Here is a 25,526-nt window from a genome sequence, read left to right as displayed (position 1 = left end):
TAAAAATGCTAATCAATAAAAAACGAATTAAAAATCTGGATAAATATACCAAAGGCCTTGAAGAAGGCCAGGACGTTGTTTTGGTTGCTCCACTTAATCAAGTCGACGTCAATAGGGCAATAGAAATTGGATTCAGTGAAAATTTTGCCCCAGGTGAAACTGTCTTACCAGCTATTGTAGGTCCGATCACTGAATTTAACTCAGATGGGCAATATATCATCCACAAAGACCAACCTATGGAAACAGCTTATCGACAGCAGGAATGGAAGTGGACTGAGTTTCGAGGTAGATATGACACCGTAGAAAAATCAAAGATTGTCGATATACCTTATCAAAGATATCCTCGAACTTTTATTGAGCCCCCTGCCTTAGAACTTAGTATCGCAACACATAATGACGGCACCAAATTGATTGTATCGGCCTTTTTGGCATATACAAGAGAAAATGAAAGGAAACTACTTCATGCAATTAATATGTTCTTAGAAGCATTTAGCTTTTGTGAAATAAGGAATAAAAATCTCGAATCAATCATTAGAGCGCCTATTAGAAAGCTACATTGGGATGTTCTACCCCAAGGCAAAAGACCTTGGAGCGAATTGAAGCAATTTATTGAAAAACTCAGAGAATCTACAACCGACGGAAATAAGGCTGTCATTGATAAGCGGTTTGAATCAATAAACTTACATGACCCAGAATTTGTGGCACTAGGAAAAGCAGGATTCTATGGCTATCTTATATTTGGATTTCCAGAAAAAAATCTGTACATCTTAGAAAGTAATCAAACAAATAATGCTACATATATTTTTGAAGAAAATTGGGAGCATTTATCTACACTAACCAAAGCCGAAATCTTAAACGGTAATTTGCATAAAAAGAGAGTTATGCATCGAGAAAGCTGGTTCAATGAAGTAAATAAACTACTAAGCCATAGGTAATCCTATCAAGCTTTAGATGATCCCGTCTTACTGCCAATCGTCAAGCTAGCTTGAGTATTAGGTTATGACATCATTTTTTCAGAATTGAAGCAAACCCAGATCACAACCCAGACCAAAACGTATTTTTAAGTAACAATGTCAATAAAAAAGGCCTATACATCAATATAAGCCTTTGTTTTAATTGGAGCCAATGGCGGGATTCGAACCCGCGACCTACTAATTACGAATCAGTTGCTCTACCGACTGAGCTACATCGGCTTTAGGAAGAAAATTATAAAGAAGCTTAAAAGCTAATTTAATGGCTGATACTGGTCCATCATTCCCAGCCCTTCTGCCACTGCTTTGCATGTGATTTTACCATTAAATACATTAATTGCTTTGGCGAGTTTTCTGTCAATCTTTAAAGATGACAACTCAGCGTCTGCTATCTTTGCAATATACGGTAGCGTAGCATCAACTAACGCGATAGTTGATGTTCTTGGATAAGCGCCAGGCATATTGGTTACGCAGTAATGTATCACACCATGTTTTATAAAGACCGGATCCGAATGCGTTGTAGGCCTTGATGTCTCTATGCATCCGCCCTGGTCGATGCTGACATCGACAACAACCGTCCCTTCGGCCATTGATTTGATCATATTTTCGCTGATTATTTTAGGCGCTTTGGCTCCACGGCAAAGCACAGCCCCTACCACTAAATCGGCGTCTATAATGTGCTTCTCGATATTTTCTTTATTGGACAGAAAAAAATTCACTTCCGGCAACACGGTTTCTTTCAGTTTCTGCATCATCGCTAATTCTATGCCCGCAACAAATACATCAGCTCCCATCGCACAGGCAACTTGCGCGGCATGTTGGCCAACCACACCATCGCCAACGATGACAACCTTGCCATGCCGTCTACCCAATACCTTGCCTAACTGTATTCCCTTTCCCTGATTGAATTTGGCAAGATAATAACTGCCCATCAATGTCGCCATGTTACCGGCCACAGCGCTCATCGGCGCAAGGATTGGCAATCGCCCTTGTTCATCTTCCAGCGTTTCATAAGCAATTGCGGTTGTGCCTTTTTTTAATAGCTCCAAAGTCAATGCAGGCGACACGCCGGCCAGATGAAAAAAGGTAAACACAATTTGTCTATCCAGATACTGATATTCTGGCTCCAGAGGCTCCTTGACTTTTACAACCATATCGGCAGCCCAGGCAGTAGCGGCAGAAACCAGCTGCGCACCTGCCTGCTCATATTGAGCATTGCTAAAACCGGACCCCAGCCCGGCATCGACCTCAACCAGAACAGAATGTCCTTTTTGTATCAGATACTTGGCAGCTTCAGGCGTAATAGCAACCCTGCTTTCTTTTTCTTTAATTTCTTTAGGAATGCCGATTTTCATTGTTTATCAATTATTTTCGTTCAGCTGTTTTATGGCATAGCTTGCCGCGCCTAAAAGAGCCGCTTCAGGGTTGGTGCAAACTTTAACAGGTATTTTTTCCAGCACTGGACAATATCGCCCTTTAGCCAGAAAACCCTGCATAAATGCTCCCTTTTGTAGAAAAGGTAAAATTTTCGATGCTATTCCGCCGGCCAGATAAACGCCGGCATAGGGCAGGCACTTAAGCGCAAGATTACCCGCCTCTGCACCGTATATCCTGCAAAAAATGTTTAATGCTTCCACGCATAACGCATCGCTTCCAGCAACTCCGGCTTCACCGATAACTGCAGCCGGATCGCGCTCGGTCATTTGTTGCTCAATATTGGGTTGAGCCGATGCCCAATCATTTTTTTTAAGAAATTGATAAATATTTATCAGTCCTTCGCCGGACAACAATCTTTCATAACTGACGTGCTCGGGATATTTTTCCCTTAAGTAATGGAGTAACGCTATTTCCTGCTCCGTGCCAGGTGCAAAATCCGTATGGCCGCCTTCTGTTGCCATGACATAATGCTTTGCACCATCCCATGTAATTATTGATTCACCCAAGCCCGTGCCCGCCGCCACAATGGCTAGATGGCCTTCTCGCGGCTCTGCGTGCGGATTAAGCCCGACGAAATTATGTTCGGGCATTTCCAGCACACCCCATGCGGTGGATTCCAAGTCATTTAACAATTTGACATTCTGGGTACGCAATTGGGTGCCGATTTCGGTTTTAATTAATACCCACGGAAGATTGGTTGTTGTGCAGTTACCGTCCACTATGGGGCCGGCCACGCCGATACAAGCTGCCGATACTTGAATAGGCTCAGCATCGCTTAAAAATAAATCCAGTATTTTGTTGAAGCTCTGATAGGCGGAACTGGGGAACTGTTCTTTTTTGACACAGTGCCAGTTGCCGCCTTCAACTTCATATAATGCCAGGATTGTTTTGGTGCCACCTATATCGCCGGCGAGGATCATCACTTGTTCTCGTAACTGTTGAATACCTGGTAATGCTTTTCGCTATCGAAGCTTACCACTTGATAAGGATCTTTTCTGCCGCCCATTTCCATGCCGGGCGTACCGGCCGGCATGCCTGGAACCGCTATGCCGACCACCTTCGGCTTCGTTTTCAAAAGTGCATTGATATCATTGGCTGGCACATGCCCTTCAATAACATAGCCATTAACCAGAGCCGTATGGCAGGAAGCCATTTCATTTGGCACGCCATACTTGCCTTTTATGGCCTGAACTTCATCGGTAACAATATCTTTGACATTAAAGTTATTTTGTTTCAGATGTTCCAGCCATTTTCCACAGCAACTGCATGTAGGACTTCTGTAAACCACAATGTCAACAGGCTTGGCCGATTCAACATTCTCAGCCTTCACACCGGCATTTACAAAAAGCAATCCTATTGCCAGAAATATATTTAACAACTTCATAATATAACCCCTTAATCTTCCAACTTCATTACCGATGAGCTTGACCACAGTTCTTTGTTGACCAGCCAAATGTTTTTTCGGTTTTTCAAGAAATAAGTCGTCCATAACTGTTCTGCATTTTTATTACACCAACAGAACTCTAGATAGCGGATAAATTCAAAAACCCTGCTTTTAAGTCTTCTATTTAAAGAATCTCATGCGCTAAGAAAATCTTAACCTTAAGACCAAACGAATTTTTTTTGTATCCATTTTATTTCCGGTTGCTTGAAGAAATTGTTGTTTTTCAGTCAAGCAAACCGGTCAATCCAGCAAAAAAGCGCTGTCTGAAAAATTATGCTTGATGATATGCAGGGCTGTACTTGCGTACAGCATCCACCATTGCCTTAACATGATCCGGATTAATATCGGGCAGAATTCCATGCCCCAAATTGAACACATGCCCTGAACCCGAACCATATTTTTGCAAAACGGTTTTTACTTTTTCAGTAATAATTTCAGGAGTCGCATAGAGTGAAACCGGGTCCATATTGCCTTGCAGAGCCACTCGATCACCAACTCGGGCGCGAGCCTGTTGTATATCTGTCTGCCAATCCAGGCCCAGCGCATCATAACCGGACTCAGCCATGGCTTCCAGCCAGAGGCCTCCGCCTTTGGTAAATAAAATTGTCGGAATCTGCTGCCCGTTTATATTGGTTTTCAGCAATGATCTGACCTGCTTGGCATAATATAAGGAGAATTCGGCATAGTCTTCAGAAGTCAGCATTCCTCCCCATGTGTCAAACAGCATGGCAGCCTGGGCACCCGCTTCAATCTGGGCATTTAAATAGGTCGCTACCGACTGAGCCAATTTATCGAGCATGACATGCATTAACTTGGGCTGCTCATACATCAGGCCTTTGACCTTTTGAAAACTTTTGCTGCTGCCGCCTTCAACCATATAAGTGGCCAATGTCCAAGGGCTGCCCGAAAATCCGATGAGCGGCGCATTGCCCTGCAGCGATTTTCTTATCAGTCGAACGGCATCCACCACATAGCGCAGTTCCACCTCCGGATCTGGAATCGGCAATTTGTTGATATCTGCAGCCGTTCTTACCGGATTTTTAAATTTAGGGCCTTCGCCTTCCGTGAAATAAAGCCCCAGCCCCATTGCATCAGGAACAGTCAATATATCGGAGAACAGAATGGCCGCATCGAAATCGAACCGCCGCAACGGTTGCAAAGTGACTTCACACGCCAGCTCAGGATTGGTGCACAGATTTAAAAAACTGCCGGCCAGCTCCCTGACTTTCCTATATTCAGGCAGATATCGTCCCGCTTGACGCATCATCCAGACCGGCGTTCGATCAACAGGTTGCTTTAAAAGAGCTCTGATCAAGGTGTCGTTTTTTAATTCTGTCATTGCTTTATATCGATTTTTCCGGTTTAGATTTATCTTCAGTCCCAAGATACTAACACTCAAAGAATGCTGTTTATCCTAAACACACTGAAGCATAGAAATTCGAAAGATCTGCCGCTCAACTATTCAATTTTTGTCCGCCGAGGTTCACAGGTCTTTATTTAATTGCACCCACTTTTACAGGTATGGCTTTGCGAAACTCTGGCGGCAGTGAATTCCGGGCCTGAATCGCCTGCGCCGCACTGGAAAAAGAACCGTACATTAGGACATAGAGTTCCCTGCCATTGGTTATTTTCCGGCTTTGTTTAATCCCCAACGACGGGTATTTTTTCAGCACATCCGCTACCGATTGTTGTTTGGATAAAACCATGAGCTGCAGCGTGTAACCATTAGCCGTCTGGGTGACTGGCGGTTGCTTTTCGCTTTCTTGAGTGACAGGCTTTGCTGCCTGTTTCTCTTTAGGGGCAACAATAGCATCCTCTACATTTTTTTTCTTATCACTGATTTCCGGTTTTTTAGATTCAATCTGTTCGGCACTGTTAGTAATTTTATCTGTTTCCGGCTTTTCAGGCTTGTCGTTTATTGGCTGAATCTCATTGGCAACGCCTCTGTTTTCCATGTCATGGTCGGACGGAACCGCATCCATTTCCTCAGAGACATCTTCTGCCACCTCTGGCGTATCTAATGCGTCTGGATCGTCTAGCGCGTCTTCCGTTTCAGGCTGCGTCAAAATCTTTTCATTGATCGGTTTCTGCTGTTGCGGCTGTGTTTGCACTGGTTGCACAGATCGTCCGTTTTTGGTGCTGTCAGTCGAAGTTACAGCTGATGGCGGCGCTATTTCAATAGCGATCTTCTGGCCAGCAGAAGAACCGGTAGAGGCGTTATCTTCTTTACGCGGTAGCGAACTCATCCACTGCACACTGAGGGCTACGGCAATCAATGCGACTACGGCAGCCGGCAGTATCCATTTGGCATTGCCGCCAGGTTTGGGATGGCTTGCCAAAGCGGGCAATTCAGCGATGATTTTCCCAGGAATGCCGTGCGTTTCCTTATAGATGGCCTCCACCATGTTCTCATTGATGGCATTAAATGAAATTTGCGCCCGGGGCTGTGTTGATAAATGCTGCAAAAACTCGCCGCATTGTTTTTCCGATAAAGGCGGTATTTCTATAAAATAGCAATTATCAATAGCCCGGTCCGATCTGCTTTTTATATGCAGTTCATCATGCGTCAAAACAAAAACCACCCTTAACGCAGGGTTTAAGGCAGCATATTGAATAATTGTCGTTACCAGACCTGGTACTAGCTGACCTGCATTATCAATGGTCAGGATTACCTTTCTCTTCTGGCTTTCATGCTGGTCAAAGGCGGCAGCCAAAGCCAGACCATGCTTGTCAGACTTATCCTGCGTGATGGCCTTTGCCATGTGCTCCTGAATTTTTTCAAAACTTAAATCAGCATTGCCCTGTATTGGACAATACAACCAGGAGTCCACCTTGCGCTCTTGCAAGACTCTCAGCAAAGTGGTTTTACCAATGCCTTCCGGCCCGCAGATGATAAGAGGCTGTGTTAAGTTGGCAAGCAGATGAGTCAGCAACTCAAGCTTCTGAGTTCGTTCCTGCGTTATTAAAGAGCGAGCGGTCGTATCGACTGGTCTGTCCGCCGACTTTTTCAGATGATACGTAAAGGTATCATTATCTACCATAGGTTTTAAGCGTTACTTCTAATAGTTCTTGATTTACGTCTGTCGGCAAGGTTGCTTCACCAATTTTCTTCAGCAGAATCAACCTTATTTGACCGTCTACATTTTTCTTGTCAACCGCCATTAATTCAAGGAATCTTTGCGAGTCAATTTCTTCCGGTGGATTGACAGGTAATTTGGCTCTTTTAAAAAGCGCCATTATTCTTGCCACATCCTCGTCATTCAGCCAGCCTTTTCTTCTGGAAAGGTCGGCCGCCTGGCAGGTACCAATGGCTACGGCTTCGCCATGCAAATATTGACCATAGCCTACGCCTGTTTCAATTGCATGACCAAAAGTATGACCCAAATTTAATGTGGCCCTGACCCCTGATTCTGTTTCATCTTCAGCGACAACTTCAGCTTTGTTGATACAGGACCGTTCAATGGCAAAGGCAAGCGCCTGCTTATCTCTTGCCAGCAGCGCATCCATGTTATTTTCCAGCCACACAAAAAATTCCGCATCCCTGATCAAGCCATATTTTATCACTTCCGCCAAACCCGCTGACAGTTGACGGTCATCCAGTGTATCCAATACATCGGCATCGGCAATAACGCACTGCGGCTGATAAAAAGCACCGATCATGTTTTTTCCCAGCGCATGATTGACACCGGTTTTTCCGCCCACTGAAGAATCAACCTGCGCCAGCAAGGTTGTCGGTATTTGAAGGAAAGGAATGCCTCTTTGGTAACAGGCTGCGGCAAAGCCGCCCATATCCCCTATGACGCCGCCTCCCAGAGCGATCAAGGTCGCGTTTCGGCTAAATTTGCCGGCCAGTAACTTATCAAAGATCCTGGCGACAAAATCTAAAGTTTTATACTGCTCGCCATCCGGCAAAACCACCGTTTCAACAATATAGCTCTGCAAATTCTTTAAAATCGCATCCAGATATAATGGTGCTATGGTTTCATTAGTAACAACCAGAACCTGCCTGGATTTTATATGCTGAGTTAAGAGTTCCGGACGGTTCAATAAACCGGAGCCTATATATATCGGATAACTACGGTCGTCTAACTGTACAAGTAATTTTTTCATTTACGTAAACGATTAACAGATCTGTATTTTTCCAGTATATGGTTAACAACTGTTTTGCTTTGCATCACACTGGTGTCAATTTTATAGTCGGCACATGACAAATAGAGAGGCTCACGCTGTGCAAACAAGTTTTCTAGCCGTCCTTTAGGGTTATCAGTCTGTAATAACGGCCGTTGGGAATCTCTGCGTGTCCTTTCCAGAATTCTTTCCACCGAGCATTGCAAGTAAACAACAAAACCATTTTCCTTCAATAGCTTGCGGTTCTGTTCCCGCAAAATTGCACCGCCGCCGGTAGCCAGCACAATGCCTTCCTTTTGCGTTAGCTGTTGAATCATCTTCTGTTCGCGATCCCTGAATCCTTCCTCGCCTTCAAATTCGAAAATAGTAGAGATGTCTACGCCCGTGCTTTCTTCAATCGCTTTATCGCTGTCATAAAAAGGCAATTTGAGCGCCTTCGCCAACTGCCGGCCTATAGTGGTTTTTCCGGCACCCATGAGACCAATTAAATAGATATTTTCTGATTGCGTCATGAGTTACTTGACTCTTTAAGATTTAAGCATAAAAAAAGGGGGCATTATGCCCCCTTTTTGCTCCAAGTAGAAGCTATCAATAAGATGATAATGCGTCTTTGACAATTTTTGGTGTTACGAAAATCAGCAATTCCCTTTTATCATCCTGATTGAATGTACGCTTAAACAGGAAGCCTATGCCAGGCAGGTCTGCAAAAAACGGCACTTTGTTAGTATCGTTATTTATCTCTTCTTCAAAGACGCCGCCGAGCACAACCGTCTCGCCATCGTTCACTTGCACACTGGTTCTAAGTTCCCGCTTGTCAATCATACGGTCGCCAAGTTCTGTCGCTTCTTCGCCCAGCGTGTTTTTAGTGATATATAAGCCCATGATCACGCTACCGTTAGGCGTTATCTGAGGCAATACGCCCAGTTGCAACACAGCATCAACGAATACGGTATTTGTTCCGGTATTAGCGCTTGAAGACAAGTAAGGAATTTTGGCGCCCTGTTGAATCACTGCCAGGCAGCGGTCAGAGGTCATGACTCTCGGATTGGAGATGAGTTCGCCGCGCCCTTGATCCTGCAACGCCGACAATTCAAGATTTAACACATAATCCGCACCTCTTGCCAAGGTCATGCCTAAAGCGCCATAAGGATTAGACGTTGTAGCCAGATCCACCAGCGCATCATTTAGCGTACCAATGTTGCCATCCTCATCGACTTGAGCATTGCCGTTGCCTCGGGTTCCCCGGCCGCCAACAGCGAATACCTTGCCGGAACCGGCTTCGGCTTGTTTTGCCACACCAAACCTCACGCCCAGTTCTTTCGCAAATGTATTGGATGCAATGACGATTCTTGACTCAATCATAACCTGACGCACCGGAATATCCAGTTTGCGTATCAATTTTTTTACTTCTTCCAGACGTTTTGCTGTTTCGCGCACAATCAGCGTGTTAGTTCTTGAATCTACAACGGCAGATCCTCGAGCGGAGAGCAACACCAAGCGATCATTATTAGAGCCTGAATTATTTCCCAGGTCTCCGAAGCCCTGATTTTGACCTTGGTCTTGACCTTGGTTCTGGAATGGGTTTTGGAATTGATTTTGGTATTGATTTTGACCTTGATTTTGGCTTTGATTGCCGCCGGATGATTCAAGCTCTGACTTGGTAATACGGGAACAGCTACCTACGGCACTGGCATCTTGCCCATACAATAAGTTTCTAAAGTCCTCTGCTTTAGCATAATTAATTTTGAGGTATTCGGTTACTAAAGGCTCTAACTGTTCAACGACAGTCTCTGTTTTTTGCTGTTCTTCCTTATATTTCTTAATCTTGCCTTGTGGCGCAATCAATGTGACATTGCCTGTCTCATACTTTTCCAGATCCTTGGTCATCATGATGAAGTCCAGAGCTTCATCCCAGGGCACATCATCCAGTTTCAAGGTAACGGTTCCAGTAACGTCGTCGCCGGCAACCACATTCTGCCCGGTAAATTCAGCCAAGACCGCAATAACGCTACGAACATCGATCTCCTGAAAATTCAAAGACAACCTGTCACCGGTGTATTTCGCTCTCTTTTTATCAACCGCTTCTTTTTCTTCAGCAGTTATTGGTCTGAACTCAACAGTCAATAATCCTTCTGACTGAAAGAGTGAATAATCATAAAGACTATTCTGTAGCGACACTGTAATGGCGGAGTCATTGTTTGACGAAACAGCATCGATAGACCTAACCGGTGTTGCAAAATCGGATACATCGAGTTTTTTCTCCAGATTACCCGGCAATTGCGTATTCAGGAAACTGATAACAACTTTCCCGCCTTCTTCCTTGCTGTTTACGATGGTATTGGGATTTGCCAAAGAAACCAGTATGCGCCCTTCGCCTCTCTCTCCGCGCTTGAAATCCAGTCCTCTGATAACCTGTTCAGGCATTAAACTGGATACTAAAGTTGTTGCAGGCTTTTGAACAACCGGAGCAGACCGTTCAGGCATAACTGCTTTTGCGCTGGTTAAAGTAAGCTGCACTTTATTGCCGATCACTTTGGTATCAAAAGGCACGGATTCAACCAGATTGAGTACGATACGCACTCTATCGGCGCCTTCCGCCACGTAAATGTTACGTGCGGCCCCTTGGTTTATCGGATATTCCTTTTTATCCAACGCATTTTTCACTCCAGGAAAATCCAGGGCAATCCTGGCAGGATTATCCGTATGAAAGACTTTAGGTTCAACGGCTGCACCGTTCATTTCCAGTTGTATCTGCAGTTTATCGCCGGGCAAGGTCGCGATATCTATACCCTGAACGGACACGCCACCGGCTTGCGCGGTTGCAATTTGGAATATAAATAAAAATAAGCTTAAGCCGATGCGCGCCCATAGGGAACGTCCCATTCTATTCAACATAATGTCACTATGTTTATTATTCATTTTGTTATCCTCGAAATCACTCTGACAAAGCTAATGAAGCGGATTGTTCGCGCCATGATCCCGGCTTGTCAGGAACGATTTCCGTCAGTTCAATTTTATCGTTGGATATCCGTATAATTTTTCCATAATTTTTTCCCATATAATTCCCAACCCGAACGCGATGAATCGTACCGTCACTTGCTTTTATCAGCCCCCACAAACCTGACTTCATAACCACAGTGCCCACCATTCTTAAACTGTCCAGAGAGAACGCCTCCAGCTCTTCTTTACGACGGGAAGTATCGGGTTTTATACCGCTACCTGTTCCAACATCCGCCCCATCCGCCTGCTCAGTCTGTTCCAGCGGCCTGAATGGGTCACGCAACCCCTCCGGCTTAAAGATGAATGGCTCAACAACTTTAATTTCGGGCAATGGCTCAATCGGACCTTTAGGCCTGGCTTTCACTTCGGAGATATAACGATTTAGATCTGAAAAATCGTCATTTCCGCACCCTGCCAATAGAATGAGAAAAACGGTGCAGCTTATCTGTATACCCGTCCGCCTGCTAATCAATAATGGCAAACCTTTGCGTCCCATTATTTTTTCCCCCTTCTCTTCTTGACGCTGGAGACCGCTTTATCAACGTTTTCGTTATAGGTCTTTATCGTCGCATTCATCAACATGTCTCCCGCTTCATACTTGTCTTTATCTTTGCCTTTGCTTTTATCGATAGGAACAATATTGACATCATGCACGGTCACAATTCTGGGCAGAGCAGCCACCCCACTTACAAACAAGCCCAATTCCTCGTATTTCCCTATTACCTCAATATTAATCGGCAACTCTGAGTAAAAATCTTTGTTCACGGCAGCGGCCGGCTTAAACAATCTGAATTCCAGGCCGCTCGCCAATCCTGTCTGTGAAATATCAATGAGCAGGCTTGCAACTTCTTCCTTAGTGGGCATCTGCCTGAGCATTTCATGTAATGAAACTTCAATTTGCGCTAACTGATCCCGGTAATCCTGGAGATTGACCGCCTTTTTTTGTTTCGTTTCAAACGTGAGCCTTAAGTCCTTCTCCTGCTGCTCAATATTTTCAAGCTCCTCTAACTGGTCAACGGTGTCATAGTAAATGCCTCCGCCGGCCACTACAGAACATATCAGTAAAACGATTGCCGCCTTGATGGGTGATGGCCATGTGCCGGCCGCGTTAAAATCCCAATTAATGTCTGACAGATTCATTGGTCACCTCCCCATTCACGTCTTCGGCCTTTTGCTTGCCCTGCTTCGCATGCATTGTGAAATCACTTAACTGTTCAGAATTGGTTTTGTCCTTCGACTGAATCACATCAAGCTTTGGCATTTGCAGCCAAGGCGATATATCTATCGCGCGCATGAAAGCAGAAACTCTCGCGTTCGATTGCGACTTGCCATCAAAAGTCAGGTCGGATGCGGTTTGGGTGAATTTGGTAAGAAAGACGCCTTCAGGTGTCGTTCGAGCGATTTCATCGAATAAATGTACGATCTCCGGGCGACTTTCCTGCAGTCGCTGAATCACATCAATTTTGGCCAGCAACTTGCTTTTTTTCTCTTCAATATCCTTGATTTCCTGAATTTTTTTGTCCAGCAACGCTATTTCATCCTGCAGCATTTTATTTCTTCGCTCCTGGTATTCTTTCAGCCCTTCAATATAGAAGTGAACCAGCCCAAGAACAGCAATCGTGAGCAGAACTGATAAGACAATCACATTTATAAAATCCTGCTTTTTTTGCTTACGCAGCTCTTCGCGCCAAGGAAGTAAATTGATCTTTGTCATTAGTCAAAGCTCCTTAATGCCAATCCGCAGGCAATCATCATTGCCGGAGCATCATTACTCAATACCTGTGGTTTCACTCGATTGGATAAGGCCATGTTGATGAAAGGATTGGCAATGTAGGTAGGCACGCCTAAGCTTTGTTCAACCAGCTTTTCCACACCGGGAATTGAAGCGCAACCGCCAGCCAGAATAATGCTGTCGATGCCTCTATTCGCACTTGACGAGACAAAGAACTGTAATGACCGAGCAATTTGCTGCACCATAGCCCTTTTAAACGGCTCAAGTACATCAGTGGCATAATTGTCCGGCAATCCGCCGTGTTTTTTTGCCAAACCGGCTTCTTCATAAGACAAACCATATCTGCGCTGAATCTCTTCAGTCAGCTGCCTCCCTCCAAATCCTTGCTCCCTCGTATATACGGTCCGGCAATCATGAAGAACGTTTAAGGTGGCCATTGTTGCCCCTATGTCGGCGATGGCGATGGTTCGTCCTTCTAATGAATCCGGCAATTGATCGGCGAGCAATGTAAATGCGTTTTCCATTGCGAATGCCTCTACATCGACCACTCTGGCCTTCAAACCGGCTTTCGCTAATGCCTCAACCCGGTCGTCCACATTTTCCTTTCTTGAGGCGGCAAGCAGCACATCGACCATGTCCGGATTATTTTCATTTTCGCCTTGCACTTCAAAGTCGAGATTAACTTCATCAAGGGAATAAGGTATGTATTGATCAGCCTCAACCATGATCTGCTCTTCCATTTCATCGCTGGATAGTGAAGCAGGCATGGTTATAATTTTTGTCATGACAGCCGAACCGGCAACTGCTACAGCCGCCTGCTTGAGCTTTGACCCGGACTGCTTTAATGCAACTTTTATGGCGTCAGCTATAACATCGATATTGGCGATATTTTTATCAATGATGGCGTCTTGCGGCAAAGACGCTACCGCATAATTCTCGACCCGGTAACGAGCCCCGACCTTGCTCAATTCCAGTAACTTTACTGCAGCTGTACTTACATCAACACCAAGAACAGCATTCTGTTTTTGATTAAACCAGCTCATGAATTAACTCTCGGAAAACTTGATTATGAATGTATTGCATAAATTGAAAGCCTGTCTCTCGTATGTTCAGCAGTCAAAAAACTAATCACTGTCAGAAGTATAGTAGTGTTTTTTATTTTTTTATTTTGATGCGCAAAATATCCAATTTATTTGTGTGACCGGTTCCACTATACTCGAGCGAAGATTGCTGCAATCGGCATTTGACTGGAAGATCTTGTTATTCTTGATAAGCTGTAGTTCCTCTATAACGTAGATTTTATTCAGGCTTACTTGTGACTATAAAAATGCTGTGCGGAAAAATTTTGATGGGATTGATTGCTTTTTTTATAGCGATCAGCGCCTGCTTAGCGCTCGCCGGCTATTTGCTGTATCAAAAATTATCAATGGAACTGCCGGACATAAAGGCCCTGCACAATGTCCAGTACCAGATCCCTTTCAGCATTTACAGCAAAGATAATCTTCTTATTGCTCAATTTGGAGAGAAAAAGCGCACTCCAATCAAAATTGATGAGGTTCCCAAGCAGCTTATTGATGCTTTTCTGGCAGCCGAAGATGAACGCTTCTTTAAGCATCCCGGCGTTGACTATAAGGGCTTATTGCGAGCCGCCATACAATTGGCCTTGACCGGAAAAAAAAGACAAGGCGGCAGTACGATCACCATGCAGGTCACGCGTAACTTTCTGCTTGGCAGAGAAAAAACGTATATCCGGAAAATAAAAGAAATTATTCTGGCGCTAAAAATAGAAAACGAATATTCAAAGAAGCAAATCCTTGAACTTTATTTGAATCAGATCTACATGGGCCATAGAGCCTATGGCATCGCTGCGGCTGCCCAGACGTATTACGGCAGAGCCCTTAATCAGCTGACGCTTGCCGAACATGCCATGATCGCCGGCTTGCCTAAAGCCCCCTCGGCGTATAATCCGATTACCAATGAGACTCGGGCGCTGCAAAGGCGCAATTATGTTTTACGAAGGATGCTTGAGCTTAACTATATAACTCAGCAGGAATTTGAAAGCGCCGCCAACCAGCCTTCAACCGCAAAACTGCAATACGTATTGCCTGAGCTTTCAGCGCCCTACTTAGCTGAAATGGTCAGACAAAAGCTTTTCGATAAATACGGTGAAGAAGCGTATACATCGGGTTTTAAAGTCTACACAACGATCGACTCATCATTGCAGACAACGGCTGATCAGGCGCTTAGAAATACATTACACGCTTATGATGAGCGTCACGGATATCATTCAGTACCTCATGCAAGCATCAATACAGTCAACAATTTCAGAGACATTCCCATTATCGGCGATACCCTGCCGGCCTATATTGTAAGCATCGATAAAAGCACGGCTACTGCCAGACTTCAAAATAACGTCACCATTGAAATTCCCTGGGAAAATATCAAATGGGCTCAGAATACTGTAAAAAGCTTTCTAAAGCCCGGAGACATCATTCGGGTTCGGCAATTGAAAAACGATACCTGGGCTTTAACTCAAGTTCCCGGAGCGGAAGGGGCTTTTGTTTCAATAAATCCCATCAATGGCGCAATCCTGGCATTATCCGGTGGTTTCGACTTCTCTCACAACAAATACAATCGCGCCACCCAAGCCAAAAGACAGCCGGGATCGGGCTTTAAACCCATCATTTACACCGCGGCGCTAGAGGAAGGCTATACCACGGCCAGCTTTATTAACGACGCCCCCATTATCGTTGAGGATCAAAGCCAGGAAAACGAGGAATGGCGGCCTGAAAATTACAACCGAAAGTTTTTTGGCCCCACCAGCATTAGATCAGCTCTAACTCACTCGAGAAACATTATTTCCATTCGCCTTTTGAAAGCAATAGGCATTGAAAAAGCCGTCTCCACGGCTTTGCGTTTTGGCTTTACACATGAGCAATTGCCCAAAAGCCTTTCTCTGGCATTAGGCAGCGGCTATGCATCACCGCTGCAAATGGCAAGAGCTTACGCCGCATTCGCTAATGGCGGTTTTCTTATTAAGCCCTATTTCATTGAACGCATTGAATCCAATGAGGGCGAAGTCATCTATCAGGCAAAACCCAGAGTTGCCTGCCCGTCGTGCGATAGCAACCAGGAATTGAATAAAACCTATGCCCCGCGGATTATTTCACCAAGAATTAATTTTCTTATGAATTCCTTGTTAAGAGACGTTGTTCAACATGGCACGGCAACTCGCGCAAAAGTTCTGGAACGGCAGGATCTGGCCGGCAAGACAGGTACAACCAACGAACAGCGCGACGCCTGGTTCAATGGATATACCCCTTCGATCGCAGCTACAGCATGGGTTGGATTTGACAACTATGCGTCATTAGGAAATCTTGAAACAGGCGGCGCCACTGCCTTGCCGATGTGGATAGAATTTATGCAGACAGCGCTGAAAAACACACCTGAAATTCCCTTTGATGTGCCTGAAGGCATAGTAAAAGCATTTATCGATCCTCAGACAGGTCTGCTGACGCCCGAAGGAAGCCGAAATGGAATATGGGAATTTTTTCAGGCCGAGCACGCCCCGAATCAATCCGCGCCAGTGTTTGAAAATTTACCCAGTGACTATAGTCAGCCTCATGAGAAACCGATTGAAGCCCTGTTTTAGAATACGCTGACGTACAGCATACAAATATTGAGAACTAAAACTGGGGCCATAAGAACAACCCCAGCTTTTTTGATGTGTAACTATCTCTGCCGCTGCTATATATTTAATTGAACAGCTTTTTTAAAGCTTAGATACAGCCAGCGTTTTCTGAAATTGCTGAGCTATATCTATAGACTGCAGGAACAAAAAACCCAAAAAGTTATTTGCCGTATTTTTTACGGAATTTATCAACGCGACCCGCTGTATCAACAACGCGCTGTTTGCCTGTATAGAAAGGGTGACATGAGGAGCAAACCTCTATAAGCAAGTCACCTTTTAGTACAGAACCCGTTTCAAATGTATTACCACAACCACATGTTACGGTAATTTGTTTATATTCAGGATGAATTTCTGGTTTCATATCACTTTCACATTACCCATGGACGGGCTACATACTTATTGAAGAACCCCGTATAATACGTTTTTCATACTAAAACCGCAACTCAATTTATACGCATGCGCATTATTACACTAAATGCCAACGGCATTCGCTCGGCAGAGAGCAAGGGCTTTTTCAAATGGATGCACTTACAAAATGCCGACATCATCTGCATACAAGAAACAAAAGCCCAACTATACCAGCTAAACCCCGAGCTCTTCTGCCCGGCCGGTTATCACTGCTTCTATCATGACGCGGAGAAAAAAGGCTATAGCGGCGTGGCGATCTACAGCAAAAAACAACCCGATAAAATTATAAGAGGCATAGGCTGGTCCGACATCGATGCAGAAGGCCGCTTCATTGAAGCGCAATTTGGCAAACTCAGCGTCATATCGCTTTACCTGCCATCCGGCACATCCGGAGAGGAGCGGCAGCAGATAAAATTTAAATTCATGGATCGCTTTCTGCCCTATCTGCAAGAGTGCGCGCAAAGCGGGAGAGATTACATTATCTGCGGCGACTGGAACATCGCCCATAAAGAGATCGACTTGAAAAACTGGCGTGGCAATCAGAAAAACTCGGGGTTTTTACCGGAGGAGAGAGCCTGGCTGACTCAGTTATTCGCCAGCAATCACTGGCTGGACGCTTTCAGACTGATTAATCAAGAAGCCGAGCAATATACCTGGTGGTCGCACAGAGGCCAAGCCTGGAAGAAAAACGTAGGCTGGCGTATTGATTATCAGATCATTAACGCCAGCCTCAAAGACAAAGTGAAAGCCGTATCAATCTATAAAGAAGAACGCTTCTCCGACCATGCGCCGCTTATTATGGACTATGATTACGAGCTTGAGTCAAATATTGATAACGCATCAGTACCAGCACCAGAATAATAGCTGGCAAACCTACGGCTGACGCGTAAATAAAAAATACATAATAGCCGTAAGTATCAACAATAATGCCGGATAAACCACCCAAAAGCTGCGCCGGCAATGTCATCAGGGAACTGAATAAAGCATACTGTGTGGCGGTATAGGCTGTGTTTGTCAGACTGGAAAGATACGCAATAAAAACGGAGGTCGCTATACCGCCACTTAAATTATCGGCACTTATTACGCCTGCCAACAACCATAGGCTAGGCTCACTGATCGCCAAAACGGCAAATAGCAGATTAGTACTCGCCACTATAATGGCGCCTAACAGCAAGGGGCGCATAACACCATATCTGACCACTAATAAGCCGCCCAAGGTTGCGCCAGCAATGGTCATAAAAAAACCAAAAACCTTGCTGATTTCAGCAATCTCTTTTTTACTAAAACCCAAATCAAGGTAAAACGGATTCGCCATTACCCCCATTGTGATATCGCTCATTTTGTAAACTGCAATAAGCGTCAGAATCAACAGACCAACGGCGCCGTTGCGGCTGAAAAACTCCACAAACGGACTCAAAACAGCATCGGAAATACTTGCCAGCACACGCTGCCAGACATTCTGACGCTTTTTCACGCCCAATGCCATCTCAAGCTTACTCTCAAGGGTTTCCACGGCTTTAGCTTGCTTGTGCTCAGGCTCGCTTAAACAGAGCGTCGTGACTATGCCGACAAGCATTGCTGCCGCCATGGCAAAGTAAGCCAATTTCCAGTTCGAATAATCCGCAATATAAAAAGCGCCCGCACCAGATACCAGCAACGCAATTCGATACCCTAACACATAAGTTGCCGCCATTGCCCCCTGGTATTCCGGTTTGACAGCCTCAATGCGGTAGGCATCAATAACGACATCTTGCGTAGCCGAGCAAAATGCCACCCATACGGCAAATAAAGCAATCTGTTGTAATTGCGTGTGCGAATCCGAACTCGCCATACCTGCCAGACCAACCATGATTCCCAATTGAGCAAGAAACATCCAGCCTCGCCTTTTACCCAATAACCTAGTGAACAAAGGCAGTCGCAGCCTGTCGATCACAGGAGCCCAGAATATTTTTATTGAATAAGTCAACCCCACCCAGCTAAAAAAACCGATGACGGAACGAGTCACGCCCTCATCCCTTAACCAGGCGGATAACGTGGAAAAGACTAATAGAAAAGGCAACCCGGCTGAAAAACCGAGAAGCATCATGCTCAGCACGCGCGGCTGAGCATAAACAGAAAAGGCCGACCGCCAACTTTTTTCAGCTGCCATTGACCTTGCCAGCGAGAAAGCACCGCATTTTCATGCGGTGCATGTTAGAAATTTCAGCCATTAATCAGGTAATGAACAACGATACTTCCGACATAACCGGCAGCAATCGCTGGCGTCCATTTCAAGTGACTGAAGAAGGTGTATTTATGATTGGATTGCCCCATCAAGGCTACGCCCGCAGCTGAACCCACTGACAGCAAGGAACCGCCTACGCCTGCAGTCAGGGTAACCAGCAACCACTGATAAAGATTCATATCCAAATTCATATTCAGCACTGCAAACATGACAGGGATGTTATCGACAACCGCTGAAATCAGACCGACCAGGATATTGGCAGTTGTCTGTCCCAAACCATCGTATAAAGCACCTGACAGCAGTTCAAGATAACCGATGTATCCTAATCCGCCTACAGCGAACACAACGCCGAAGAAGAAGAATAAGGTATCCCATTCAGCATCACGGACTTTATTAAAAATATCAAACCGCTGGCCCTGTGATGAATACATGATATTGATGCTGTATCCATAAATCATCAATGCGGAAAGGCCAACCATCATGCCCATAAAAGGCGGCAAATGCAGAACCTGATGAAAGCTTACCGCTGTAACAATCGTCAACAAGAATAATACGCAAACCTGGATCGCTCCGGGCTTTAACTGCACCGCTTGTTCACTGGTAGCCTGAGGTTGCTCATCGGGCACGGCAAAATACATAAATGCCGCTGGAACGCCGTAGTTCACCATTGAAGGTATGAAAAGCTTGAAGAAGTCGAAGAACTGGACATATTCTGCCTGCCAGACCATCAGCGTAGTAATGTCGCCGAAAGGACAGAAAGCGCCGCCCGCATTAGCCGCAACAACAATATTAATGAAGCCAAGGCTGACAAACTTCGCATTATCAGCACCTACCGCCATAACTACCGCTCCGACCAATAATGCGGCCGTCAGGTTATCCGCTATAGCGGACAAAAAGAAAGTAATCACGCCAGTAATCAAAAACAGTTGACGGTATCCAAACTGTTTTCTTACCAGCCAGGATCTCAAGGCTTCAAACACATTCCGTTCCGTCATTGCGTTGATATAAGTCATCGCAACTAAAAGGAATAACATCAATGCACCGTATTCTTTCAAATTGTGTTCGAAAGCTTCGTGCATATCTTGTGCTGAAACGCCTGCTTGAGACGCTAAAACAGCAGCATGTGCCCAAATAATGCCAGCTGCCAGAATGACCGGCTTGGACTTACGCATATGCGTAAATTCCTCAGCCATAACAAACCCATAGGCGATAATAAAGATCAGAACCGTGTAAATGCCACGCTCCGTCCCCGTCAGCCCAAGTGTTTCAATTTTTTCGGCTGCCATCGCCATTTCGGGCAATACCAGTATCGATAATAGAAGAAAGAAAAACCGCAACAAAATAACCCCCTAATTTTTTAGTAGTTAATAAACACTGACCGAATCTTAACCGGTAATACTACCACCATATAATAAACTTTGTCATTTTATGGCTCGCAGTATATGATAATCATTCTTGAATACGGGCCCGACAGGCATAACAAATACACTATCCATGTATCAGTATAACGAAGACGACCAAACTCTTATTGAAGAACGCGTAGCCCAGTTCAGAAGGCAAACAGAGCGTTTTTTAAAAGGCGAAATATCTGACGATCAATTTCGCGCATTGAGATTAATGAATGGCGTTTATATTCAAACTCACTCTCCAATGCTGCGAATAGCCGGACCCTATGGCCTGCTTTCCTCCAAACAGTTTCGCAAACTGGCGCATATTGCGCGCGAATACGACAAAGGCTATTGTCATTTTACGACCCGTCAAAATATCCAATTTAACTGGCCGCAGCTAGAAAGAATTCCCGACATTCTCGAAGAACTGGCCGGTGTTCAGATGCACGCCATCCAAACGAGCGGCAACTGCCTGAGAAACACGACTTCAGACCACTTGGCTGGCGTTTGCACTGACGAGCTTGAAGATCCTCGTCCTTATTGTGAAATCATTCGGCAGTGGACTACCTTGCATCCTGAATTCGCCTATCTGCCGCGCAAATTCAAGATTGCAGTCAGCGGCGCCAAACTTGACCGGGCCGCCACTCAATTTCATGACATAGGCTTGCATCTAGTCAAAAACGATGCAGGTGAAGTAGGCTTTCAAGTGCTCGTTGGCGGCGGCTTAGGCCGTACCCCTATTATCGGCCAAGTGATAAGGCCTTACCTGGAAAAGAAGCATTTGCTGTCTTATCTGGAAGCCATATTGCGCATATATAATTTATATGGGCGCCGCGATAATAAATATAAAGCGCGCATCAAGATTCTGGTTAAAGAAACCGGACTGGAAGAGTTTACCAAGTTAGTTGAGGAAGAATGGCTGCAGATTAGGGACAATCTGGAACTTAGCGCCGAGCGGATTGAAGCGATAAAAGCCCAGTTTACCCCGCCTGCCTACGATTCCAACGCCGCGGAAGACGCCAGCTTTGCGCAGCATCAACAGGAAAACAAAGCCTTCGCCACCTGGGTTAAACATAACACCCTTAACCACAGGGTACCAGGGTATCGCATTACCTTCCTGTCGCTTAAAGCCCCGGACTCACCTCCCGGCGATATGACAGATACGCAGCTTGATGCGGTTGCAGACCTGGCGGATCAATACAGTTTCGGACTGATCCGGAGCACCCACAGACAGAACTTGGTATTCGCCGATGTCAAGCAAGTGGATTTGTTCTCACTATGGCAGAAACTGGACGCGCTGAAACTGGCCACGCCTAACATTGGCACTGTAACCGACATGATCTGCTGTCCCGGCCTTGACTTTTGCTCACTGGCCAATGCCGGCTCCATCGGCATTGCCAAAGAAATCAATGAGGCCTTGGATGATATGGACTACATCCATGACATAGGTGATGTAAAAATCAACATGTCCGGCTGTATGAACGGCTGTGCGCACCAAAGCGTCGGACACATCGGCATCCTGGGCGTTGATAAAAAAGGCGTTGAATGGTATCAATTAACGCTAGGCGGATCTTCGGAAAATGAAGCCGCAATTGGCGAACGATTAGGTCCCGCTGTTGCCAAAGACCAGGTAGCCAAAGTGGTGACGACTATTCTTGACGTCTATGTCAAACAGCGCCTGGACGATGAATCATTCCTGGACATGGTAAAACGGGTCGGAATCGCCCCATTCAAAGAAGAAGTCTATGCAGATAATTAAAGACAAGCAGATCATTGATGACAGCTGGAATTATATTTCTGATGACGCCGAACTAAAGACCGGCAACATCAGCGTTTCACTGGCTCGCTGGAATAAAGACAAGCAGCAGCAACTGTTGCATCATGATGGAAAGGTAGGCGTTAGGCTAGAACCCTCTGACTCGGTTGACAACATTGCCGAAGACCTGAAAAAAATTGAATTGATTGAACTGAACTTTCCTGCTTTTGCTGACGGGCGCGCATTTTCTCATGCATGGCTACTTAGAAATCGCTATCAATATACAGGCGAAATCAGAGCGACAGGACACTATATGCCGGACCAGGTATTTTATTTATCACGTGTCGGTATCAATGCATTCAGTCTTGAAAAAACTGAAGACCTGCCTGCAGCTTTGTCTACGCTAAATGACTTTACAGTCAGTTATCAAAAATCCACCAATTAAAATATAGCCAGGTGGGCATCATCATGCCCACCTGGCCTTTTCACATCCTCGGCCCCATCCAGCCCTCCGCCAACCGACTCGATCATCCGGGTGTTATGCTGCGAATACGCTTCGTTCAAACATAAAATCGCCAGCGTATCTTTGAGCGCCGCCAATCTGTACTGGCAAAATTTTTCAGAATTTTTATGGCTTTAAATTTTGGCATAAAAAAACCGCCCTTTAGGCAACGCCTAAAGGGCGGTTTTTTATCAGAATATCAAACCAGACTAATGATTATCTATGCATGATGCTGATGCCTTTCAATAAGGTCAGTGCTTCATGTACTGCATAATCTTTGAGCTCCAGGATTTCTTCTTTAACCTTTTCCGTCTGCTCTACATTCGTTTTCTCATCTTTACGTTTGTTGCCATTCGTTAAATGATGCGACAAATCTGATTCTTTCACAGGCGTGAATTCCGACTTATCCACTGACTCCAGTTTTACACGAGCCAAAGCAATATCCGGCTCAATACCCTCAGCCTGAATAGATCTTCCTGAAGGGGTGTAGTACCGCGCAGTAGTCAACTTAACTGCCGCGCCATTGCTTGTAGGCAATATAGTCTGAACTGATCCCTTACCGAACGATTTCTCACCGATGATTACCGCTCGTTTTTGATCCTGCAAGGCTCCGGCTACGATCTCAGAAGCCGACGCAGAACCCGCGTTAATCAGCACGACAATTGGCGCGCCTTCGATAATATCATCAGGAGAAGCATTGAATCGCATCTCAGAATTCTCAATACGCCCTTCTGTATAAACGATAAGCCCGCTTTTAATGAACGCATCGCTCACTTCCACAGCCGCATTCAATACGCCTCCGGGGTTATTTCTTAGATCCAGCACCAATCCTTTTAAATTGCTCGCATTTTCCTTTTTCAGGTCGGCGATAGCTTCTTTAAGGCTTTCTCCGGTTCTGGATTGAAAACTGCTGATACGCACATAGCCATAGTCTTTTTCCAGCATCCGGCTTTTTACACTTTTAACTTTTATTATGTCTCTGGTTATGATTATTTTCAGAGGCGCTTCCTCCCCTTCTCGCACAACCGTGAGTAAAATCTTGCTGCCCGGCTCACCTCGCATGATTTTGACTGCATCATTCAAAGACATGCCTTTAACCGGCTGATCATCAAGCCGGACAATAAGATCGCCGGTTTTTATACCCGCTCTTTGAGCAGGCGTATCGTCAATTGGCGAAACCACTTTAACGAAGCCGTTTTCCATCGTTACCTCTATACCCAGGCCGCCAAATTGCCCTGTAGTACCTTCCTTTAACTCCTGATACTCTTCTGCAATGAGATAGGCCGAATGAGGATCAAGCCCAGATAACATGCCGCGAATCGCATCTTCCAGTAATTTTTTATCAGAAACAGGTTCTACATAATCCCGCTTGATCCGACCAAAAATTTCCGTGAATGTCCGCAAATCTTCGAATGGCAGTGCTTCAGTATCAGTGGCAACCTCTGCATTATCCCGATCAGCAAAGACGCTGCCACAGGTGCCTACCAAAACACCCAGCATAATGCCCAGGAACAATATAAAAACGCTCTTCTTTTTTAGCATGTATCTTAAAACTCCGAATACGATTTCCTAAAATATTATCCAATGATTAACTAACTTGATCCTGGCTTACTTTCCGACACCATTCAAGAGGATCGACCGGCTTGCCTTGCTTGCGTATCCCAAAATATAACCCCGGCTGGCTACGCCCGCCACTCTGCCCTACGGAAGCGATAATCTCACCCGCTTCCACCCATTCACCGACACGCTTGTAAAGACTCTGATTGAAAGCGTAAAGGGACATATACCCCTTGCCATGATCAATGATAGTCAACAAACCGTAACCCCGGAGCCATTCCGCATAGACGACTTCTCCTTTGGTGACGGCATGTATTTCGGTACCTTCTCGAGCCTCGATCAATACGCCATCCCAAAGCCCCTCCGAGCGCGGGCTGCCGAACTTCTGCGCCAACCTCCCCTCGACTGGCCAAGGCAATCGGCCTTTGAGTAAGGAAAAGTCACCTTTAAGTTTGGAAAAATCCGCCTTAATTTCAGCAGCTCCATCCTGGTCATCAACCGAATCGCTCTTAAGAGCCAGAAGATCTTCTTCATTTCTGGCAGACCCTGCCTGGTCGGCATCAAGAGCGAACTCATCGGTTCTTTCTCCCTGCAATGAGGCAATCAAAGCCATCAACTCATTTTCGCTTTCTTTCAAGCTATTTAATTGCTGTTCATTTGAGGAAAAATCCCGACTTAATTGCGTCAGTACATCATTTCTCCGTTTTCTGACATCAGCCAAAGCTGTTTGCTCTGCCTTCTTTTGTTCCAGTTTTTGTTCTAAAAGTTCAGTTTCTTCTATTTTTTGTTTATCCAGCTGACTCAGATGCCTCAAGGCCTCGTCAATGTCCGCCAGTTTCTTTAAGCGAGCCTTATTAAGATAATTGTAATATATCATCATCCGGCTTGATAAGGCCGGGTCTTGCTGATTCAGCATTAGCTTCAGCTTTTCTTTTTGCCCCATCGCGTAGGCTGCTTTTATCTGACCTGCCAGTTCTTTATTATGTTTTTTTACTTCGTCCTGATAGTTCTGTATGTTCAGCTGGGTCTGACTCAGATTTTGCCGCTTCTGATCAATTTGTTCTTGCAGCTCTTTCAATAAAGCGACTGCCTCTCCATATTTTCTTTCAATGTCTGCCAATTGAGCGTTTAACGTATCTTTTTCCTGCTGGATACGTTCCATATTTTGCTCGACGGCCCTGATATCAGATTGAACATCATCCAGTTCCTTGCTTTTTTGCGAAACATCGGCTACAGCCTGACTTATAAATGCGCTCAGCAAAAAACAAAAAACTATCTTTTTTCTCAT

At 45.2% G+C, this 25,526-nt stretch carries 22 protein-coding genes and 1 tRNA gene; 5 read left to right on the top strand and 18 right to left on the bottom strand.

Annotated features, from left to right (window positions below; translation table 11 throughout):
* Positions 1–5 precede the first annotated feature (5 nt).
* Positions 6–935 (top strand): hypothetical protein, encoded by a 930-nt coding sequence (locus IT781_RS00960; protein WP_194968247.1) that lies wholly within the window; start codon positions 6–8, stop codon positions 933–935.
* 182 nt (positions 936–1,117) lie between these two features.
* Here the strand turns inward: IT781_RS00960 and IT781_RS00955 are convergent.
* The 13 genes from IT781_RS00955 to IT781_RS00895 all read right to left on the bottom strand — a co-directional run bounded on the left by IT781_RS00955 (position 1,118) and on the right by IT781_RS00895 (position 13,755).
* Positions 1,118–1,193: transfer RNA gene (locus IT781_RS00955), tRNA-Thr, on the bottom strand.
* Positions 1,194–1,225: 32 nt separating this feature from the next.
* On the bottom strand, positions 1,226–2,326 hold the full coding sequence (ald, locus tag IT781_RS00950; RefSeq protein WP_194968246.1) for an alanine dehydrogenase: 1,101 nt from the start codon (positions 2,324–2,326) through the stop codon (positions 1,226–1,228).
* Positions 2,327–2,332: 6 nt separating this feature from the next.
* Positions 2,333–3,328, bottom strand: a complete 996-nt coding sequence (glk, locus tag IT781_RS00945) for a glucokinase (RefSeq protein ID WP_194968245.1) — start codon at positions 3,326–3,328, stop codon at positions 2,333–2,335.
* Complete coding sequence (locus IT781_RS00940) at positions 3,328–3,897, bottom strand: DUF411 domain-containing protein (RefSeq protein ID WP_370526863.1); 570 nt, start codon at positions 3,895–3,897, stop codon at positions 3,328–3,330. The genes glk and IT781_RS00940 overlap by 1 nt, the downstream gene beginning before the upstream one ends.
* A 226-nt stretch (positions 3,898–4,123) precedes the next feature.
* Positions 4,124–5,191, bottom strand: coding sequence for a uroporphyrinogen decarboxylase (hemE, locus tag IT781_RS00935; RefSeq protein WP_194968244.1), 1,068 nt, complete (start codon positions 5,189–5,191; stop codon positions 4,124–4,126).
* 154 nt (positions 5,192–5,345) lie between these two features.
* Positions 5,346–6,893 carry an ATP-binding protein gene (locus IT781_RS00930; RefSeq protein ID WP_194968243.1) on the bottom strand — a complete coding sequence of 516 codons (1,548 nt, stop codon included), beginning with the start codon at positions 6,891–6,893 and terminating at the stop codon, positions 5,346–5,348.
* Positions 6,883–7,962 (bottom strand): 3-dehydroquinate synthase, encoded by a 1,080-nt coding sequence (gene aroB / locus IT781_RS00925; protein ID WP_194968242.1) that lies wholly within the window; start codon positions 7,960–7,962, stop codon positions 6,883–6,885. The genes IT781_RS00930 and aroB overlap by 11 nt, the downstream gene beginning before the upstream one ends.
* Entirely contained in the window at positions 7,959–8,492 is a 534-nt protein-coding gene (aroK, locus tag IT781_RS00920) for a shikimate kinase AroK (RefSeq protein WP_194968241.1), read from the bottom strand. Before aroK ends, aroB begins: the two co-directional genes overlap by 4 nt.
* Before the next feature lie 76 nt (positions 8,493–8,568).
* Positions 8,569–10,899: a type IV pilus secretin family protein gene (gene pilQ, locus IT781_RS00915; protein ID WP_194968240.1), complete on the bottom strand. Its 2,331-nt coding sequence runs from the start codon at positions 10,897–10,899 to the stop codon at positions 8,569–8,571.
* Between the two features lie 16 nt (positions 10,900–10,915).
* The gene (locus tag IT781_RS00910; RefSeq protein ID WP_194968239.1) at positions 10,916–11,476 is read right to left on the bottom strand and encodes a pilus assembly protein PilP; all 561 of its coding nucleotides are present in this window, start codon (positions 11,474–11,476) and stop codon (positions 10,916–10,918) included.
* Positions 11,476–12,120, bottom strand: coding sequence for a type 4a pilus biogenesis protein PilO (locus IT781_RS00905; RefSeq protein WP_194968238.1), 645 nt, complete (start codon positions 12,118–12,120; stop codon positions 11,476–11,478). The genes IT781_RS00910 and IT781_RS00905 overlap by 1 nt, the downstream gene beginning before the upstream one ends.
* Positions 12,101–12,694 carry a PilN domain-containing protein gene (locus IT781_RS00900; protein ID WP_194968237.1) on the bottom strand — a complete coding sequence of 198 codons (594 nt, stop codon included), beginning with the start codon at positions 12,692–12,694 and terminating at the stop codon, positions 12,101–12,103. The genes IT781_RS00905 and IT781_RS00900 overlap by 20 nt, the downstream gene beginning before the upstream one ends.
* Positions 12,694–13,755, bottom strand: coding sequence for a pilus assembly protein PilM (locus IT781_RS00895; protein ID WP_194968236.1), 1,062 nt, complete (start codon positions 13,753–13,755; stop codon positions 12,694–12,696). Before IT781_RS00895 ends, IT781_RS00900 begins: the two co-directional genes overlap by 1 nt.
* 305 nt (positions 13,756–14,060) lie before the next feature.
* Here IT781_RS00895 and IT781_RS00890 point away from each other — a divergent pair, with 305 nt between their 5' ends.
* A complete protein-coding gene (locus tag IT781_RS00890; protein WP_228778831.1) occupies positions 14,061–16,364 on the top strand; it encodes a penicillin-binding protein 1A in 2,304 nt (767 codons plus the stop codon).
* A 199-nt stretch (positions 16,365–16,563) separates the two neighbouring features.
* On the opposite strand, the gene rpmE is transcribed toward IT781_RS00890, so the two are convergent.
* Positions 16,564–16,764 (bottom strand): 50S ribosomal protein L31, encoded by a 201-nt coding sequence (gene rpmE, locus IT781_RS00885; RefSeq protein ID WP_194968235.1) that lies wholly within the window; start codon positions 16,762–16,764, stop codon positions 16,564–16,566.
* Between the two features lie 95 nt (positions 16,765–16,859).
* Between rpmE and IT781_RS00880 the strand changes: the two genes are divergently transcribed.
* The gene (locus IT781_RS00880) at positions 16,860–17,672 is read left to right on the top strand and encodes an exodeoxyribonuclease III (RefSeq protein WP_194968234.1); all 813 of its coding nucleotides are present in this window, start codon (positions 16,860–16,862) and stop codon (positions 17,670–17,672) included.
* Here the strand turns inward: IT781_RS00880 and IT781_RS00875 are convergent.
* Both IT781_RS00875 and nhaD read right to left on the bottom strand, forming a co-directional pair.
* Entirely contained in the window at positions 17,608–18,960 is a 1,353-nt protein-coding gene (locus IT781_RS00875) for an AmpG family muropeptide MFS transporter (protein WP_194968233.1), read from the bottom strand. The two genes, IT781_RS00880 and IT781_RS00875, sit on opposite strands and share 65 nt — an antisense overlap.
* A gap of 53 nt (positions 18,961–19,013) precedes the next feature.
* Entirely contained in the window at positions 19,014–20,321 is a 1,308-nt protein-coding gene (nhaD, locus tag IT781_RS00870; protein ID WP_194968232.1) for a sodium:proton antiporter NhaD, read from the bottom strand.
* A 208-nt stretch (positions 20,322–20,529) separates the two neighbouring features.
* Here nhaD and IT781_RS00865 point away from each other — a divergent pair, with 208 nt between their 5' ends.
* Together IT781_RS00865 and IT781_RS00860 are read left to right on the top strand one after the other, a co-directional pair.
* Entirely contained in the window at positions 20,530–22,182 is a 1,653-nt protein-coding gene (locus IT781_RS00865; RefSeq protein ID WP_194968231.1) for a nitrite/sulfite reductase, read from the top strand.
* Positions 22,169–22,624 (top strand): DUF934 domain-containing protein, encoded by a 456-nt coding sequence (locus IT781_RS00860; RefSeq protein ID WP_194968230.1) that lies wholly within the window; start codon positions 22,169–22,171, stop codon positions 22,622–22,624. Before IT781_RS00865 ends, IT781_RS00860 begins: the two co-directional genes overlap by 14 nt.
* 273 nt (positions 22,625–22,897) lie before the next feature.
* Here IT781_RS00860 and IT781_RS00855 read toward each other — a convergent pair whose 3' ends face one another.
* Both IT781_RS00855 and IT781_RS00850 read right to left on the bottom strand, forming a co-directional pair.
* Positions 22,898–24,223 (bottom strand): S41 family peptidase, encoded by a 1,326-nt coding sequence (locus IT781_RS00855; RefSeq protein WP_194968229.1) that lies wholly within the window; start codon positions 24,221–24,223, stop codon positions 22,898–22,900.
* Positions 24,224–24,269: 46 nt separating this feature from the next.
* Positions 24,270–25,526, bottom strand: a complete 1,257-nt coding sequence (locus IT781_RS00850) for a murein hydrolase activator EnvC (RefSeq protein ID WP_194968228.1) — start codon at positions 25,524–25,526, stop codon at positions 24,270–24,272.

The sequence above is a fragment of the Methylobacter sp. BlB1 genome (genome assembly GCF_015476545.1).
Classification (GTDB): Bacteria; Pseudomonadota; Gammaproteobacteria; order Methylococcales; family Methylomonadaceae; genus Methylobacter.
This window is presented reverse-complemented; position numbering and strand designations above follow the sequence as displayed.